The 16,900-nt window shown below is 59.1% G+C and carries 14 protein-coding genes; 4 read left to right on the plus strand and 10 right to left on the minus strand.

Annotated features, from left to right (window positions below):
* Positions 1–8: 8 nt before the first annotated feature.
* From BM036_RS01990 to BM036_RS02000, 3 genes are all read left to right on the plus strand, one after another.
* A complete protein-coding gene (locus BM036_RS01990; RefSeq protein ID WP_091848535.1) occupies positions 9–467 on the plus strand; it encodes a tellurite resistance TerB family protein in 459 nt (152 codons plus the stop codon).
* A 73-nt stretch (positions 468–540) separates the two neighbouring features.
* Positions 541–1,668, plus strand: a complete 1,128-nt coding sequence (locus tag BM036_RS01995; RefSeq protein WP_091848536.1) for a 3-deoxy-7-phosphoheptulonate synthase — start codon at positions 541–543, stop codon at positions 1,666–1,668.
* The gene (locus BM036_RS02000) at positions 1,665–2,456 is read left to right on the plus strand and encodes a glycerophosphodiester phosphodiesterase (protein WP_091848537.1); all 792 of its coding nucleotides are present in this window, start codon (positions 1,665–1,667) and stop codon (positions 2,454–2,456) included. The genes BM036_RS01995 and BM036_RS02000 overlap by 4 nt, the downstream gene beginning before the upstream one ends.
* Before the next feature lie 52 nt (positions 2,457–2,508).
* Here the strand turns inward: BM036_RS02000 and sthA are convergent, their stop codons facing one another.
* The 10 genes from sthA to BM036_RS02050 form a co-directional block, all read right to left on the minus strand.
* Positions 2,509–3,903, minus strand: coding sequence for a Si-specific NAD(P)(+) transhydrogenase (gene sthA, locus BM036_RS02005; protein ID WP_091848538.1), 1,395 nt, complete (start codon positions 3,901–3,903; stop codon positions 2,509–2,511).
* Between the two features lie 101 nt (positions 3,904–4,004).
* Positions 4,005–4,247, minus strand: a complete 243-nt coding sequence (gene nqrM / locus BM036_RS02010) for a (Na+)-NQR maturation NqrM (protein WP_091848539.1) — start codon at positions 4,245–4,247, stop codon at positions 4,005–4,007.
* 12 nt (positions 4,248–4,259) lie between these two features.
* On the minus strand, positions 4,260–5,297 hold the full coding sequence (locus tag BM036_RS02015; protein WP_245742403.1) for an FAD:protein FMN transferase: 1,038 nt from the start codon (positions 5,295–5,297) through the stop codon (positions 4,260–4,262).
* Positions 5,298–5,318: 21 nt separating this feature from the next.
* A complete protein-coding gene (gene nqrF / locus BM036_RS02020; protein ID WP_091848541.1) occupies positions 5,319–6,545 on the minus strand; it encodes an NADH:ubiquinone reductase (Na(+)-transporting) subunit F in 1,227 nt (408 codons plus the stop codon).
* Positions 6,546–6,582: 37 nt separating this feature from the next.
* Positions 6,583–7,191: an NADH:ubiquinone reductase (Na(+)-transporting) subunit E gene (gene nqrE / locus BM036_RS02025; protein WP_091848542.1), complete on the minus strand. Its 609-nt coding sequence runs from the start codon at positions 7,189–7,191 to the stop codon at positions 6,583–6,585.
* On the minus strand, positions 7,191–7,856 hold the full coding sequence (locus tag BM036_RS02030) for an NADH:ubiquinone reductase (Na(+)-transporting) subunit D (protein ID WP_091848543.1): 666 nt from the start codon (positions 7,854–7,856) through the stop codon (positions 7,191–7,193). Before BM036_RS02030 ends, nqrE begins: the two co-directional genes overlap by 1 nt.
* Before the next feature lie 2 nt (positions 7,857–7,858).
* Positions 7,859–8,662, minus strand: a complete 804-nt coding sequence (locus tag BM036_RS02035; RefSeq protein ID WP_091848544.1) for a Na(+)-translocating NADH-quinone reductase subunit C — start codon at positions 8,660–8,662, stop codon at positions 7,859–7,861.
* Positions 8,655–9,863 carry an NADH:ubiquinone reductase (Na(+)-transporting) subunit B gene (locus BM036_RS02040; RefSeq protein ID WP_091848545.1) on the minus strand — a complete coding sequence of 403 codons (1,209 nt, stop codon included), beginning with the start codon at positions 9,861–9,863 and terminating at the stop codon, positions 8,655–8,657. The genes BM036_RS02035 and BM036_RS02040 overlap by 8 nt, the downstream gene beginning before the upstream one ends.
* 3 nt (positions 9,864–9,866) lie before the next feature.
* Complete coding sequence (locus BM036_RS02045; RefSeq protein WP_091848546.1) at positions 9,867–11,213, minus strand: Na(+)-translocating NADH-quinone reductase subunit A; 1,347 nt, start codon at positions 11,211–11,213, stop codon at positions 9,867–9,869.
* A 364-nt stretch (positions 11,214–11,577) separates the two neighbouring features.
* Entirely contained in the window at positions 11,578–13,074 is a 1,497-nt protein-coding gene (locus BM036_RS02050) for a glyceraldehyde-3-phosphate dehydrogenase (RefSeq protein ID WP_091848547.1), read from the minus strand.
* A 280-nt stretch (positions 13,075–13,354) separates the two neighbouring features.
* On the opposite strand from BM036_RS02050, the gene mfd reads away from it, so the two are divergent.
* Positions 13,355–16,861, plus strand: a complete 3,507-nt coding sequence (gene mfd / locus BM036_RS02055) for a transcription-repair coupling factor (RefSeq protein ID WP_091848548.1) — start codon at positions 13,355–13,357, stop codon at positions 16,859–16,861.
* Positions 16,862–16,900: the final 39 nt, after the last annotated feature.

Here is a 16,900-nt window from a genome sequence, read left to right on the forward strand (position 1 = left end):
ATAGCTGGATGATCAACCAACTTCGTCAATTGTTGTTTCCGGATACCGGTGCAAGGGGAGCACCCGCCGACCCTGACCATCACCAGTTGGCAGTGGCGGCCACGGCACTGATGGTCCAGCTTTCCCGCATCGACAACCACGAGGATGAACGGGAGCTGGAAACCATCGTCGACTGTGCGGTCAAGGTTCACCAGGTGACACCGGAAGAAGCCCGGCAGATCCTCGACGACGCCCTGAACCATGCCGATGACTCCACCTCGATCTACGAATTCACCGGCCAGCTCAACGAGCAGCTAAGTCAGGATGCCAAGCAGCGGGTTCTGGAAAGTATCTGGCGGGTAGCACTGGCCGATGGCCGTATCGACAAGTACGAAGAACACCTGATTCGCCGGATGGCCGAACTGCTGCACCTTAATCATCGGGAATACATGCAGGCCCGCCACCGGGCCAGTGACGCGCCGGCCTGATCGTCGGCTGCACTCATTCAAAACCCGGGCCGCCCCTGCGTCGCCCGGGTCTACCTGCTTCAGGAGAACCAACATGCTCGCCATACTCCATCCGGACACGCAGCTGGACAGCGACAGCTATCGTCAGACCATGAGCTTTCTTGAGCAACTGCCCGGGGTGGCGGTCAAGGTCCATGAAGTGGTAGGCGCCAGTCAGCGACTGACCGAAATCTATCTGCTTGGCGACACCAAGAGCCTGGACAAGGACGAAATCGAAGCCCTGCCAGCAGTGGAGCGGGTTATCCGGATTTCCGATGACTACCGGATTCTGGGCCGGCACCGGGACGACCAGCGCCAGTCGGGATTCACCTATAACGGCGTGGAATTCAGCCAGCACAACCTGAACGTGTTCGCGGGCCTGTGCGCGGTGGATACCCCCGAGCACGTGGAAATCATGATGCGGGCGCTGAGTGAGCAGGGCCAGCACTGCACTCGCATGGGGGCCTACAAACCGCGCACCAACCCCTACTCGTTCCAGGGCCATGGCAAAAGCTGCCTGCCCTGGGTATTCGAGACCGCCGGCAAACACGATATCCGTGTGGTGGCCATGGAAATTACCCATGAAAGCCATATCGAGGAAATCGACGAGTGCCTGGAGAAACTGGGGCGCCCTACTGGCGTCATGCTGCAGGTGGGCACCCGTAACACCCAGAACTTCGAGCTGCTCAAGGCCATCGGCCGCCAGAAAACCTATCCGGTACTGCTTAAACGTGGTTTCGGCATTACCCTGAACGAATCCCTGAACGCGGCGGAATACCTCGCCAGCGAGGGCAATGCCAACGTGGTGTTCTGCCTGCGCGGCATGAAAACCGACGCTGGCCAGCCCCATCGCAATATGGTCGACTTCGCCCATGTGCCCACCGTGAAACGGCTGACCCGTATGCCGGTGTGCATTGATCCATCCCACTCCGTCGGTAGCCGAGACAAGGCCCCGGATGGCATCCCCGACGTCATGCACGCTACCGCCCAGGGCGTGGTTGCCGGTGCCAACATGGTGCTCGTAGACTTCCATCCGCGCCCGGAAAAAGCGCTGGTCGACGGCCCACAGGCGCTGTTGATGGACGAGCTGCCTGCGTACCTTGAAGACGTCCACGAATGTCACCAACTCTGGAAGAAACGCCAGCAGCTTTACCGGAACACAGGAGAAGCCAGGGCAAAATGATCATCTATGGTCATCGCGGAGCCCGGGGTGAAGCCCCGGAGAATACTCTGGCCGGGTTCACCACGGCCTACCGTCATGGAATCCGGCACTTTGAACTGGACGTGCAATTGTCGTCTGACGGTATCCCCGTGGTCATTCATGATCTGACCCTTGAGCGCACCACCGGCAAGACCGGCAAGGTGGCCAACCAGAGCGTCGCCGAGCTTTCCCGGCTGGATGCCCGAACTAACACTGCGCCCTGGCCGGACCCGGTGGGCGTACCCACCCTGGAGCAAGTACTGGATGCCTGCCCCGAGGTCGCCCACTATCAACTGGAAGTCAAGCCGGATGGCCGCAACCGGCTGAATATCCTCTGCAACCGGCTAACGGAGATGATTCAGCGCAGGAAGCTGTTCGAAACCGTAGTCGTTACCTCGTCCGATGGCTGGTTCCTGCAACAGATCAAGCGACGGAACCGCAAGATTCACACGGGTTACGTGGCAGGCCGGCGGTTTCCCCGACCTGTCATCACGGCCCGGCGATTGGAGTGCAGTTACCTGATTCCCAGCTGGCGGATATGTTCAGCGGATATGGTCAACCAGGCGCACCGGCATGATATGCAGGTGTCGGTCTGGACCGTAAACCGCATCCACGACATGTTGCTCATGGAAGATATGGGCGTGAACAGCATTATCACGGACTTCCCCACCAGCACCCGGATCTACTTCGACAACCGGGCGGTGAGGCTACCCCGACCGTCTGAGGCGACGGCGGAGCAAGAGGAAGGACACGGCGCCACGACAGCCTGATCCGGCGAGGCCACACTGGCCCAAGCCGAATCCGGACCGCACGGCCCCCGGTTTATTCGAAAATCCGGTTCAGGCCGTTAAGGGCAGCTACCCGGTAGGCTTCCGCCATGGTCGGGTAGTTAAAGGTGGTATTGATGAAATAGTTCAGGGAATTGGCCTCCCCTTCCTGGTTCATGATGGCCTGTCCGATGTGGACGATCTCGGCCGCCTGGTCACCAAAGCAGTGAATGCCCAGGATCTCCCGGGTCTCCCGATGGAACAGGATCTTCAGCATGCCCACTTTCTCACCGGTGATCTGCGCGCGCGCCAGGTCCTTGAAGAACGCCTGACCCACATCATAGGGCACTTTCTTCTCAGTCAGCTCCCGCTCGGTCGGGCCCACGGAACTGATTTCGGGAATGGTGTAGATACCAGTAGGTACATCCGACACAAACCGGAAGTACTCGTCCTTGACCAGGTCCGAGGATGCAGATCGGCCCTGGTCATAGGCAGCACTGGCCAGGCTGGGCCAGCCTATGACATCGCCTGCGGCATAGATATTGGGAACCGCGGTACGATAATGCTCATCCACCTGCAGCTGGCCCCGGCTGTTCGGCTCCAGCTCGAGGTTTTCCAGCCCCAGGTTGTCGGTGTTGCCGGCGCGCCCGTTACACCAAAGGAAGGCATCCGCGCGGATCTTCTTGCCGGACTTGAGCGACAGCACCACCCCATGGTCATCGCCGTCCACCGATTCGTACTCTTCGTTATGGCGCACCAGCACCCCGTTGTTTCGCAGGTGGTAGCTGAGGGCATCAGAAATTTCGTCATCCAGGAATGACAGCAGGCGGTTACCCGGGTTGATCAGGTCAACCTTGACCCCAAGCCCCGCAAAAATGGAGGCATACTCTGAACCGATTACCCCGGCACCATAGATAATCAGCGTGCGTGGCGTGTGGGACAGGTTGAGAATGGTGTCGCTGTTGTAGATACGGCGATGGCGGAAGTTCACATCCGGCGGCATGTAAGGCCGTGAACCCGTGGCAATGATGGCCTGCTTGAAGTTGAGCACCTCTGATGTCTTGGCACCGCGGACCTCAAGCCGGTTCTTGTCCAGGAAGAAGGCCCGGCCATTGATCAGGTTGACCCGGTTGCGGGAGTAGAACTGGGTGCGAAGCTTGACCTGCTTGTCGATTACCTTCTGTGCATTCTGCAAGACCCTGGGAAAGGAAAACCAGCGTGGCTCACCAATGTCCCGGAACATCTGGTTGGTGTTGAAGGTGATGATCTGCTTGACGGAGTGCCTGAGGGCCTTGGAGGGAATGGTGCCCCAGTGGGTGCAGTTGCCCCCGACAGTGGGCTTGTCTTCAATGATTGCAACGCGCTTGCCATGCTTGGTGGCATTCATGGCCGCACCTTCTCCGGCGGGGCCTGCGCCAATCACCACGACGTCATAATGATGTTCAGGCATCAGGACGGTCACTCCTTATCGCGTGGTCGTTAAATAAAAACAGCCCACCGGCAACCCCAGGCCACCGGGAGCAGGGATCCTCGTGTTATGTCAGTACGGTATCAAGACCCGCTACGCTTGCCTGCGTCTGCCGCGTCATAGGCCAGGTTGTTGCCCGCCGGGTCTTCTTCGCTGTTCTCGCACTTGCTGGTATCACCGCCACAGATTTCGCAAGGCCCGGTAATGCCCGCCGCGCCCAGACCACCACAAGTGCCGGTGATGGGCTTGCGCCCGAAAATAACCCCTACGGACATGGCGGCGACCAGCAGGCCCACAATCAACAACGCCAGTAAGAACGTACCCATGACTACCTCCAGTCACTCAATCAGCCAGGTGGCAAAGGCAGGGGTGTGACGGGTTTCGAACCCCTCACCTTCACGCACGATAAAATAGACCGCCAGATTTTCCTGCAAAGCCAGCCGATAACCCTCCTCGAACCCCAGTACGGTAAACGCTGTGGCCCAGGCATCAGCCATCATCGATGACTCATGAATAACCGTTACCGAGGCCAACCTGTGACCAACCGGCCTTCCGGTTACAGGGTCTATGGTATGGGAGAATCGCTGGCCATTGGATTCGTAATAGTTACGATAATCCCCGGATGTTGCCATGCTACTCCGGTCCATGGCCACGACACGGTTTACCTGCCGACCCTGGACGTCCGGCTGCTCGACCGCCAGGCGCCATGCAGATCCATCGGGCTTTCGCCCATTCACCCTGACCTCACCCCCGATTTCCACCAGGTACCGGTCCACACCCTCGCTTTCAAGGTACCGGGCGACCGCATCGACCCCGTAGCCCTTGGCAATGCCGGAGAGGTCAAGGTATTGCTTGCGCTCGGCACGGATGGCGTTCCGCTCAGGGTCCAGTTCCAGAAAGCGAAAACCGGTATTGGCGAGCTTGTCTGCCAACAGCTGGTCATCCGGTATCGTTTGAGGGCGCCCCTCCGGGCCGAACCCCCACAGGTTCACCACCGGACCAATGGTGATATCGAAGGCACCACCCGATCGCTCAGAAACCTGCCTGGCGGCTGCCAGCACCTCGAACATGGCATCGGAGACCGGTGTCCACTCCGACTGATCATCCTTCAGGTTGAAGCGGCTGAGCTCCGAATCCTCCCGCCAGGTGGACATGCTGGCATCCACAGACTCCAGGGTTTTCGTTATACCTTGCGACAAATCTTCAAGGGTTTCCCTGTCGTCGGTCAATACGACATTGATATGGTACCCGGTACCAAAGATTCCCCCGGTGATTTCCCAGATCTTTTCCTCTGGCTCAAACGAACAACCCGCCAGGGCGACCAGAGCCAGCATCGCAAGGATGCTGGCTCTGGCTACCCTGACGGGTCGAGACATGCCGGATGTCATCTGAGTGTCTTAACCCCCGAAGTCGTCCAGCATGATGTTTTCATCTTCCACACCAAGATCCTTGAGCATCTTGATCACGGAAGCATTCATGATGGGGGGCCCACACATGTAGTACTCGCAGTCTTCCGGTGCCGGGTGGTCCTTCAGATAGTTCTCGTACAGTACATTGTGAATGAACCCGGTCGGGCCGTCCCAGTTATCTTCCGGCAGCGCATCAGACAGCGCTACATGCCACTCGAAGTTGTCATTCTCCCGGGCCAGCATGTCGAAGTCTTCCACATAGAACATCTCGCGGACACTCCGGGCACCATACCAGAAGCTGATCTTGCGCTTGGAGTTCAGGCGCTTGAGCTGGTCGAAGATATGGGAGCGCATGGGCGCCATACCGGCACCACCACCGATGAATACCATTTCCGCGTCTGTCTTCTTGGCGAAGAACTCACCGAACGGCCCCATCACCGTTACCTTGTCACCCGGCTTCAGGTTGAACACGTAACTGGACATGATGCCCGGCGGATGGTCGGTGCCCGGGGGCGGTGTGGCAATCCGGATATTGAACTTGAGCAGCCCTTTTTCTTCCGGATAGTTGGCCATGGAGTAGGCGCGGATGGTCTCTTCCTTGTTGATGGCCTTGTAGCGCCAGATATCGTGCTTGTCCCAGTCTTCGTGGAACTCTTCCTCGATATCGAAATCCTTGAAATTGATTTCGTAGGGCGGGCACTCCAGCTGCACATAGCCACCAGCGCGGAAGTCCACTTCCTCGCCTTCCGGCAGCTTCAGCACCAGTTCCTTGATGAAGGTGGCGACGTTGTGGTTGGAGATAACCTCGCATTCCCACTTCTTCACGCCGAAGAACTCTTCCGGCACCTCGATCTTCATGTCCTGCTTGACAGGAACCTGGCAGGACAGGCGCCAGCCTTCCTTCTCTTCCCGCGGGGTGAAGTGGGTCTTTTCGGTGGGCAGCATGGCGCCGCCGCCGTCAAACACCTTGCACTTGCACTGGGCACAGGTACCGCCGCCGCCACAGGCGGAGGACAGGAAGATACCGCTGTTGGCCAGGGTACCCAGCAGCTTGCCACCGGCACTGGTCTTTACCGTGTGCTCGGGGTCATCGTTGATCTCAATGGTCACATCACCGGTGCTTACCAGCCGGGAGCGGGCGGCGAGGATGATCGCCACCAGCGCCAGAACGATAACGGTGAACATGACCACGCCGAGAATGATTTCTGTATTCATGGTCTCGCCTTTTCGTTAAACCGAATCACCGGGTTGGTTACAGGGAAATACCGGAGAAGGACATGAAGCCCAGTGACATCAGACCTACAGTGATGAAGGTGATGCCAAGGCCGCGCAGGCCTTCGGGAACGTCACTGTACTTCAGTTTCTCACGGATACCCGCCAGTGCAACGATAGCCAGGGCCCAGCCCACGCCAGCGCCAAAGCCATATACCAGACTTTCGCCAGAGGTGTAGTCACGCTCCACCATGAACAGTGACGCACCCAGGATGGCGCAGTTCACGGTAATCAGCGGCAGGAACACACCCAAAGCGGCATAGAGCGCGGGGATGTACTTGTCCAGCACCATCTCCATGATCTGAACGATGGCGGCAATAACACCAATGTAGGTCAGCAGCCCCAGGAAGCTCAGATCGACGTTTGGCAGACCCGCCCACTCCAGGGCACCTTCCCGCAGGATGGTGTTATACAGCAGGTTGTTCACCGGCACAGTGACGGTCAGCACCACCACAACGGCAATACCAAGACCAATGGCGGCCTCGATCTTCTTGGAAATGGCCAGGAAGGTACACATCCCCAGAAAGAAGGCCAGCGCCATGTTCTCAACGAAAATGGCCTTGAGGATCAGACTGATATAGTGCTCCATCAGAAGGCCTCCTTGGCTTTGTGGCGTGACATCTTGAAGTCAGGCTCTTCAACCTGCTCAGGCTTCCAGGCGCGCAGGCCCCAGATGGCCAGGCCGATGATGAAAAACGCACTCGGCGGCAGCAGCAGCAGGCCGTTGGGCACGTACCAGCCACCTTCGTTAACGGTCGGCATCAGCGTGAGCCCGAACAGCGAACCGGCACCGATCAGCTCGCGGAAGAAAGCCACGAAAAGCAGCATCACCGAGTAGCCCAGGCCGTTACCGACACCATCCAGGAAACTGAGGAGCGGCGGGTTGTTCATGGCAAAGCCTTCCGCACGGCCCATAACGATACAGTTGGTAATAATCAGTCCAACAAATACCGACAGCTGCTTGGAGATCTCATAGGCATAGGCCTTGAGGATCTGGTCTACCACGATAACCAGGGACGCAATAATGGTCATCTGCACGATGATCCGGATGCTGCCCGGAATCTGGGTACGCACCAGTGAGACTGCCAGGTTGGAAAAGGCCGTTACCGCGATAACCGCCAGACACATGACAATGGTCACATTCAGGCTTGTGGTTACCGCCAGCGCCGAGCAGATCCCCAGGATCTGCAGGGCGATGGGGTTGTTACTGAAAATCGGTTCGAAGAGAACCTGTTTGGCTGAAGCGCCTGCCATGATCAGACCTCCCCTTCACGAAGTTTTTGCAGGAATGGCGCAAAACCGCGGTCGCCCATCCAGTAATTAACCAGCTGCTGGACACCACGGCTGGTCAGGGTTGCCCCGGACAGAGCGTCAATCTTGTGTTCCCTGTCACGGGTATCGGAGCTCACACCGCCTTTGACCAGCTGGATTTGCGGCTCGGTCTTGTCATCACCGTAGAGTTCCTTGCCAACCCACTGCTGCTTCCAGCGGGGGTTGTCCACTTCACCCCCCAGACCCGGCGTTTCCGCATGGGCGTAGAAGCCAAGACCTTCAATGGTGTTCAGGTCCCCTTCCAGGGACACGAAACCGTACAGGGTTGACCACAGGCCGTAACCGTGAATCGGCAGCACCACCCGGACCATTTCACCGCCTTCCTGCAGCATATAGATCTTGGCCACGTCCGGACGACGCTTGATACCGGCCTTGTCTTCACTTGCCGGGATGTTTGTGGACATGTCAGGGTCAGAAGCTGCCTTGTACATATCGTACTTCATGGGATCTTCCACGCCGACGGCAGAAGGCTCCACAAACTGACCAGTCTCGAGGTCCACCAGGCGCACGTCGAAACGGGCGAAGGTTTCCTCGATGTCCTCAACACTCATCCCGGACTGAAGCATACCAGCAGCGGACAGAATGTTGGTCTTGATGTCCAGGTTCTGGTTCTGGATCTGCGCCGGGCGGAGCATGACGGCGGCGGTGGACACCACCACCGAGAACACGATGCTCAGCACCAGCGCCACCATCAGGGTTCTGGAGACAGTATCTTTAGCTTTAGCCACGGGCAAGCCTCCGTTTGATGTTGGCCTGAACCACGTAGTGATCCATCAGCGGTGCGAACAGGTTGGCGAACAGGATCGCCAGCATGATGCCTTCCGGGAATGCCGGGTTGACCACGCGGATAAGCACGGTCATGACACCCACCAGGATACCAAAGCACCAGCGGCCGGTATTGGTCATGGCGGCGGAAACCGGGTCCGTAGCCATGAACATCATGCCAAAGGCAAAGCCACCCATCACCAGGTGCCAGTGGGGGCCAACGGCAAAGAACGGATTGGTTTCCGAACCAATGACATTGAACAGCAGGGAGGTGGCGATCATGCCGATCATGACACCGCCGACAATCCGCCAGGAGGCAATCTTCATTACCAGCAGGGCAATCCCGCCAATCAGCACCGCCAGGGTGGAAGTCTCACCCATGGAGCCCTGGATGGTGCCCAGGAAGGCGCTCATCCAGCCAATGTTCTGCTCCAGTGCTTCCAGGCCACCAGACGCCGCCCAGCTCAGGGCAGTTGCACCGGAGAAGCCATCCACGGCGGTCCACACAGTGTCACCGGAGATCTGGGCCGGATAGGCAAAGTACAGGAAAGCACGACCGGTCAGGGCCGGGTTCAGGAAGTTCTTGCCGGTTCCGCCAAACACTTCCTTGCCGATGACCACACCGAAGGTGATACCCAGCGCCACCTGCCACAGGGGAATGCTGGGCGGACAGATCAGGGCGAACAGGATGGAGGTCACGAAGAAGCCTTCGTTCACCTCATGGCGACGCACGGTGGCAAACAGCACTTCCCAGAAGCCACCGACAGCAAAGGTGACAAAGTAGATGGGAATGAAGTACGCCATACCGTAGACGAAGTTATCCCACACCCCTGCCCCGGCTCCGGTCACTGCCAGCGCCTGGATAAAGGCCGTGCGCAGGCCACCGTCCCCGACCAGCGCGTCCGGGTTCTCCGCCAGGAAGCTGTTGGCCTGGAAACCGATGTTCCACATACCAAAGAACATGGCCGGGAAGGTGCACAACCACACAGTGATCATGATGCGCTTGAGATCAACGCCGTCACGTACGTGGGATGTGGTGGAGGTTACGCTGTTAGGCGTATAGAAGATGGTGTCGACCGCCTCGTACAGGGCGTACCAGCGTTCGTACTTGCCACCTTTTTCAAAATGATGCTCGATGCCATCGAGAAACTGTCGGATTGCCATCGGTTAGCCCTCGATCTCGATTCGGGTCAGGTTCTCGCGGAGAATCGGACCGTATTCGTATTTGCCCGGGCACACGAAGGTACACAGGGCCAGGTCTTCTTCATCCAGCTCCAGTGCACCAAGCTTCTGTGCCATCTCGGTGTCGCCCACAATCAGGGTACGCAATAGCTGCGTTGGCAGGATGTCCAGCGGCATCACCTGCTCGTAGGCACCCACTGGCACCATGGCCCGCTCACTGCCATTGGTCGTAGTGGTGAGGTCGAACTTCTTGTTGCCCATGAGCCTGGACAGGTAGATGTTCAACACCGAGAACTTGTTGGTGCCCGGCGACAGCCACCCCATGAACTGGCGCTTGTAGCCTTCCTCTAGTACCGAGACCTGGTTATCGAAGCGTCCCAGGTAAGCACAGGGACCAATGCCACGGCGGCCACCGAACACAGAACCGGAGATCGGTCGGATCTCGCAGTCAGTTGCGGTTTCGTCTTTCAGCAGCTCCTCCAGGCTGGCACCCATGCGGGTACGCACCAGGCGGGGATTGTTCGCCTTTGGTCCGCCAATCGCCACAACGCGGTCAACCAGCAGCTCACCGGTTTCGAACAGCTTCGCGATCGCGATGACATCCTGGTAGCCAATGGTCCAGACGGTCTTGCCCAGGGAAACCGGGTCCAGGTAGTGGATGTGGGTACCCACGTTACCGGCCGGATGCACACCGTCAAACTGCTCAACCTGAACGGCATCGGAGTTTGGCACCGGCACGTCAGAACCAGGCTTGCCGGTGACGAACACCTTGCCATTGGTGAGGCTGGTGAGAATCTGCAGCCCCTTTTCGAAGGCGGCAGCCTGTTCCTTGATGATGACAACCGGGTCCGCCGCCAGCGGGTTGGTGTCCATCACGGAGACAAAAATGGAATGGGGCGCACTGTCGATAGCAGGAACCTTGCTGAAGGGCCGGGTGCGGAACGCCGTCCACAAACCGGACTCAACCAGGTTATCCACCACTTGCTGGCGCTCCAGTGAGGCCAGGTCGCCTTCGCTGTAGCGGGCAAAGGTTTCTGCCTCGTCACCGTCGATTTCGATGACGATGGACTGGAACACCCGCCGCTCACCGCGGTTGATCTCTTTTACAACACCGGCTGCCGGTGAGGTATAGCGAACGCCTTCAGTCTTCTTGTCCGTAAACAGCAGCGACCCGCGCTTGACGCGGTCTCCCTCTTTGACTTCCATCGTCGGCTTCATGCCGTTGTAATCAAAGCCGATCAGCGCGACGTGGCGTACCGGCTTTCCTTCTGAGATGGTCTGATCAGGAGCGCCGCTGATGGGAAGATCCAGGCCTTTTTTGATGTTGATCATTAGCCTCGTCCAATCATCAGGAACTGTTAAAAGGATTGTCACGCCTGACCCTGCGGCCCTGTTCCCCGACGTTTCAAGCGGTGCTTGTACAGCCCGAATGATGGCTGACCGTGCCCGGCATTGCACACGGCGTACGGTCAGTGTTCAGGAAAGCGATGAGAAGCGGGTGCCAGACGTACCCAAAATCGCGCCAATTATAGAGATTAAGAGAACCTATTTCTACCGGTAACCTGAACAGGTTATCGGATTTTACCCTGCCCATCGGAGGTACCACGACCAGGCGACGAGCCTGGCTAACTGGTTGCGAGGCGATAAAAAACCCCGGGAGCCACACGGCTGCCGGGGTTTTTCCGCTCAGCTGACCTCAGTCAGCCAGGGCCTGGGCCCATTCACGGGAACGCTTCGGGAAAATCGGATAGGTGATACCGGCCATCTGGTTAACGCAGCGAACCACCTGGGCGCTGTAGCCGAACTCGTTGTCGTACCAGACGTACAGAATCAGGCGCTTGCCGTTGGCAATGGTAGCCTGGGCGTCGACGACACCGGCGTGACGGGAGCCCACGAAATCCGTAGACACCACTTCCGGAGAGTTCACGAAATCGATCTGCTTCTGCAACTCGGAGTGCAGGGCCATTTCCCGCAGGTACTCGTTGGCACTGTCAACCGTCACGTCCTTCTCAAGGTTCAGGTTGAGAATAGCCATGGACACGTTGGGAGTGGGCACCCGGATGGCATTACCGCTGAGCTTGCCTTTCAGCTCAGGCAGGGCCTTGGCAACCGCCTTGGCGGCCCCTGTCTCGGTAATAACCATGTTCAGCGGGGCACTGCGACCACGACGACTGCCCTTGTGGTAGTTGTCGATCAGGTTCTGGTCGTTGGTATAGGAGTGCACGGTTTCCACGTGACCATCAACGATGGTGAACTCGTCATGGATAGCCTTCAGAACCGGTGTGATGGCGTTGGTGGTGCAGGACGCGGCAGACAGGATACGGTCATCGTCGGTGATGGTGTCGTTATTGATGCCATAAACGATGTTCTTGATATCGCCCTTGCCCGGTGCGGTCAGGATGACCCGACTGGCCCCCTTCGACTTCAGGTGCAGCCCCAGACCCTCTTCGTCACGCCACTTACCGGTGTTATCAATGATAATGGCGTTATTGATGTCATACGCGGTGTAGTCGACCTTGTCCGGGCCGTCGGAGTAGATCACCTTGATAAAGTTACCATTGGCAATCAGCGCAGAGTTTTCTTCATCCACGGTAATGGTGCCGTTGAACGGGCCGTGCACGGAATCACGGCGCAGCAGGCTGGCGCGTTTCTCCAGGTCGTTGTCGGCACCACCCTGGCGGACCACAATGGCCCGCAGGCGCAGGTTATTGCCGCCACCGGCCTTCTCGATCAGGATGCGTGCAAGCAGGCGCCCGATACGACCAAAACCGTAGAGCACGACGTCCTTGGTTTCCTCGACGGCGTTTTTCTCGGATTCGGCGCGATACTGACCGACGACCGGTCCGATCTCCTCCCGCAGGAACTCTTCCAGTGAGCGGCCATTGCCTTCAGCTTTGAACTTGACTGCCAGCTTGCCAATATCCACGTGAGCCTGGCCCAGTTCCAGCTTGTCCATGGCTTCCAGCATCGGCAGGGTGTCGTGCACCGACAGTTCACTGTCTTCAACCTGGCGGACAAAACGATGGGCACGAATGATGCCAATCACCGACTGGTTAATGATGGCACGGCCATAGACTGATGTGACCACGTTATTCTTGCGGTACAGACGGCCGATCAGGGGGATCATCGCTTCTGCGGTGGACTCCCGCTCGGTCCAGTTGGACAGGTACTGGTTGATCTGTTCGTGACTCACGCTTGAACCTCTGCAAGTTGGCACTCGAAAAAATGGGTGCGTATTATCCAATTTAAATCCCGTGATCGCAAACCACGACCAGCGCTGACTGCTTACACCACCCGAGACACCCCTGACTCACAACACAGCTTAACCGGGCTGTCATGACAGCCGAGGCTGTCACCGCTAGAATACCCCCCTTTTCGGAACGGTCGCCAGCCGAAACCCGGGCTGCGGGCTTACCGTCCGTTCATGATCTGAATATCATCCAGCATGCCAAGGCCAGGAGCATATCATCCCGATGAAAACGGGCACCCCGCACACTCCCATTGCCGACTTTGTTCCCGCTGCCCCAACCCGCGCAGCAGATCACCGGATCTGGGACCGACTGCATGGCAGCGCTGACGCCCTGGCCATCAGTGAAACCGCCAAGGCCACTGGCGGCCTGACCCTGGTAATCACGCGCAGCACCGACGAGGCCATACGGCTGGAACAGGCTGTCCGCTTCTACCTGGACCTGCCTCCGGATGACGAGGCCACGTCCATTACCGACGACGGCCTGGAGCTGCTGTCATTGCCCGACTGGGAAACCCTGCCTTACGACCTGTTCTCGCCCCACCAGGATATCGTTTCCCGGCGTATTCGCACCCTGCACCGGTTGCCACAAACCCGTCACGCCATATTGATCGTTCCGGCACGCACCCTGATGCACCGGTTACCACCTGCCTCCTATCTGCAGGGTAACACCCTGCTGCTCGAGGCAGGCCAGACCCTGGACCCGGCTCAGTGGCGACTGCAGCTTGAAGCCGCCGGCTACCGCCATACGGAAAACGTCTACGAGCATGGCGAATACGCTGTGCGGGGGGCGATTGTCGACATCTTCCCCATGGGGGCCAGCCAGCCCTATCGCATAGACCTGTTTGACGATGAAATCGAAACCCTGCGCACCTTCGATCCAGAGACCCAGCGCTCCCTGGATCGCATCGACCGGGTGGAACTGCTGCCGGCTTTCGAATTCCCATGGAGCAAGGATGCCCGCTCCGGCTTCCGCAACCGCTGGTTCGAGTACTTCCCCAATGCCGACCGCAGTGCGCCGGTCTACCAGGACGTGACCCAGGGCATCACTCCGGCCGGTATCGAGTACTACCTGCCACTTTTCTTTGATGAAACCGCAACCCTGTTCGACTATCTGCCCGGCGAAACCCTGGTGTTCACCGCCGACGGACTGGATGAAGCGGTGGACCTGTTTCAGCAGGACACCGCCAACCGCTACGAGGAGCGGCGCCATGATCGCATGCGTCCCATCCTGCCGCCGGCCCACCTGTTCCTGAAAACCGATGAGCTGTTCGGCCTGCTGCGCCAGCGCCCCCGGGTCACCCTGGTGCACGGTGAAACCACGCGCTCCGGCCAGGGCATCACTTCCCTGCATTCCGAGCCGTTACCGGATGTCGCCATGGACGGCCGTGCCAGCGACCCCGCCGCCCGCCTGCGTCAGTTCATCGGCGAGTTCGATGGCCGGGTGCTGATCTGTGCCGAATCCTCCGGGCGGCGGGAAGCCCTGAGGGACAACCTGGCGGAGAACCGCATCAAGGTTGAGGGCGTCGATAACTGGCACGCCTTCCTCACTACCGACACCAGCCTGGGCATTACCGTCGCGCCGCTGGAACCGGGGCTTCTGTTACCGCGGGAGGGCCTTGCCCTCATCACCGAGACCCTGCTGTTCGGTGAGCGGGTACTTCAGCGCCGGCGCCGGGAGAAACCCACCGAAGTGGACGACTCCGGCTATCGAGACCTGTCCGAGCTTCGGGTCGGGGCACCGGTGGTGCACATTGACCATGGTGTAGGTCGTTACCAGGGCCTGGAAACCATCACCGTAGATGGCGATGCGACGGAATTCCTGACCCTGGAATACGCCGGCGGCTCAAAACTCTATGTACCGGTTTCCAGCCTACACCTGATCTCCCGCTATTCCGGCTCGGATACAGAACACGCGCCCCTGCACAAACTGGGCACGGACCGCTGGAGCAATGCCAAGCAGAAGGCAATGGAGAAGATCCGCGATACCGCCGCGGAACTGCTTGACGTCTATGCCCGACGGGAGGCCCGCCAGGGCTTTCAGTTCAGCGACCCGGAGGAAGCCTACCGCCACTTTGCCGCTGGCTTCCCGTTCGAGGAAACCCCGGACCAGCAGGCAGCCATCGAACGGGTGATCGAGGATATGACCGGTGAGCGCCCCATGGACCGGCTGGTCTGTGGCGATGTGGGCTTTGGCAAGACCGAGGTCGCCATGCGCGCCGCCTTTATTGCCACCTGGTCCGGCAAACAGGTGGCGGTCCTGGTGCCCACCACCCTGCTGGCCCAGCAGCACTATGAATCCTTCCGGGACCGTTTCTCCGATACCCCGGTCACCGTGGAACTGCTGTCACGCTTCCGCAGTACCGGCGAGACCCGCAAGGCCATTGAGCGCATTGAAGAGGGCAAGGCGGACATCGTCATCGGCACCCACAAGCTGCTGCAGGGCGATATCCGTTTCAGCAACCTGGGCCTGGTGATTATCGACGAGGAGCACCGCTTCGGTGTCGGCCAGAAAGAGAAGTTCAAGGCCCTGCGTGCCGAGGTGGATATGCTGACTCTGACTGCCACGCCCATTCCACGCACGCTGAACATGGCCATGGGCCACCTGCGGGACCTGTCCATCATTGCCACCCCGCCGGCCCGACGCCTGTCGGTGAAGACCTTTGTGCGCCAGAAAGACAATGCCATGGTGAAGGAAGCCATTTTGCGGGAGATCCTGCGGGGTGGTCAGGTGTATTTCCTGCACAACGATGTGGCGACCATACAGAAAACCGCCGAAGATCTGCGCAACCTGATTCCCGAGGCCCGGGTGGGCGTGGCCCACGGCCAGATGCGGGAGCGGGAGCTGGAACAGATCATGTCGGACTTCTACCACAAGCGCTTCAACGTGCTGGTGTGCACCACCATCATCGAGACCGGCATCGACATTCCCAGCGCCAACACCATCATCATCGAACGGGCGGACAAGTTCGGCCTGGCCCAACTTCACCAACTGCGGGGCCGTGTCGGCCGTTCCCACCACCAGGCCTATGCCTACCTGCTGACCCCGCCCCCCAAGGCCATGACAGCGGATGCCCGTAAACGGCTGGATGCCATTTCCGAAGCCCAGGACCTGGGCGCAGGCTTTATGCTCGCCACCCACGACCTGGAAATCCGTGGTGCCGGCGAACTGCTGGGGGATGAACAGAGCGGGCAGATCGAAAGCATCGGCTTTACACTCTACATGCAGTTGCTGGATGAGGCCGTGCAGGCGATCCGCGAAGGCCGAACACCCAATGCCGACCTGCCCCTGAGCCACGGTACGGAAATGAACCTGCGCATTCCGGCACTGATCCCGGACGACTACCTGCCGGATGTACACAATCGCCTGATGCTCTACAAGCGCATCGCCAGCGTGAAAACCGAGGAAGAACTCAAGGAGTTGCAGGTGGAAATGATCGACCGGTTCGGCCTGCTGCCCCAGCCGGCAAAAAACCTGATCCGTCAGAGCAGCCTGCGGATCCGCGCCGAGGGGCTCGGGGTGGTAAAAGTGGACGCCGGCCGGGACTGGCTCAAGCTGGAGTTCGGCAACAACACGACCGTTGACCCGCTCAGACTGGTGCAAAAGGTGCAGCAGGCGCCGGACCAGTACCGGCTGGAAGGGGCAAATACCTTCAGCGTGCGGCTGAAAGACGATACAACCGATGGTAAACTCGACGCCATCTCGGCGGCATTGGCGGACCTGGCGGCATAACCAGCCAGCAGCTCAGCTGCGGGAAGATAAGGAGATGGC

The sequence above is a fragment of the Marinobacter segnicrescens genome, assembly GCF_900111555.1.
Taxonomy (GTDB): Bacteria; Pseudomonadota; Gammaproteobacteria; order Pseudomonadales; family Oleiphilaceae; genus Marinobacter; species Marinobacter segnicrescens.

Bases quoted from the DNA above. Each gene is read 5' to 3' on its own strand.
- nqrM (WP_091848539.1), bottom strand. From the start codon at position 4,247: ATGGGTACGTTCTTACTGGCGTTGTTGATTGTGGGCCTGCTGGTCGCC.
- sthA (WP_091848538.1), bottom strand. From the start codon at position 3,903: ATGCCTGAACATCATTATGACGTCGTGGTGATTGGCGCAGGCCCCGCC.
- BM036_RS02000 (WP_091848537.1), top strand. From the start codon at position 1,665: ATGATCATCTATGGTCATCGCGGAGCCCGGGGTGAAGCCCCGGAGAAT.
- mfd (WP_091848548.1), top strand. From the start codon at position 13,355: ATGAAAACGGGCACCCCGCACACTCCCATTGCCGACTTTGTTCCCGCT.
- nqrE (WP_091848542.1), bottom strand. From the start codon at position 7,191: ATGGAGCACTATATCAGTCTGATCCTCAAGGCCATTTTCGTTGAGAAC.
- BM036_RS02015 (WP_245742403.1), bottom strand. From the start codon at position 5,297: ATGTCTCGACCCGTCAGGGTAGCCAGAGCCAGCATCCTTGCGATGCTG.
- BM036_RS02045 (WP_091848546.1), bottom strand. From the start codon at position 11,213: ATGATCAACATCAAAAAAGGCCTGGATCTTCCCATCAGCGGCGCTCCT.
- BM036_RS01990 (WP_091848535.1), top strand. From the start codon at position 9: ATGATCAACCAACTTCGTCAATTGTTGTTTCCGGATACCGGTGCAAGG.
- BM036_RS01995 (WP_091848536.1), top strand. From the start codon at position 541: ATGCTCGCCATACTCCATCCGGACACGCAGCTGGACAGCGACAGCTAT.
- nqrF (WP_091848541.1), bottom strand. From the start codon at position 6,545: ATGAATACAGAAATCATTCTCGGCGTGGTCATGTTCACCGTTATCGTT.
- BM036_RS02040 (WP_091848545.1), bottom strand. From the start codon at position 9,863: ATGGCAATCCGACAGTTTCTCGATGGCATCGAGCATCATTTTGAAAAA.
- BM036_RS02030 (WP_091848543.1), bottom strand. From the start codon at position 7,856: ATGGCAGGCGCTTCAGCCAAACAGGTTCTCTTCGAACCGATTTTCAGT.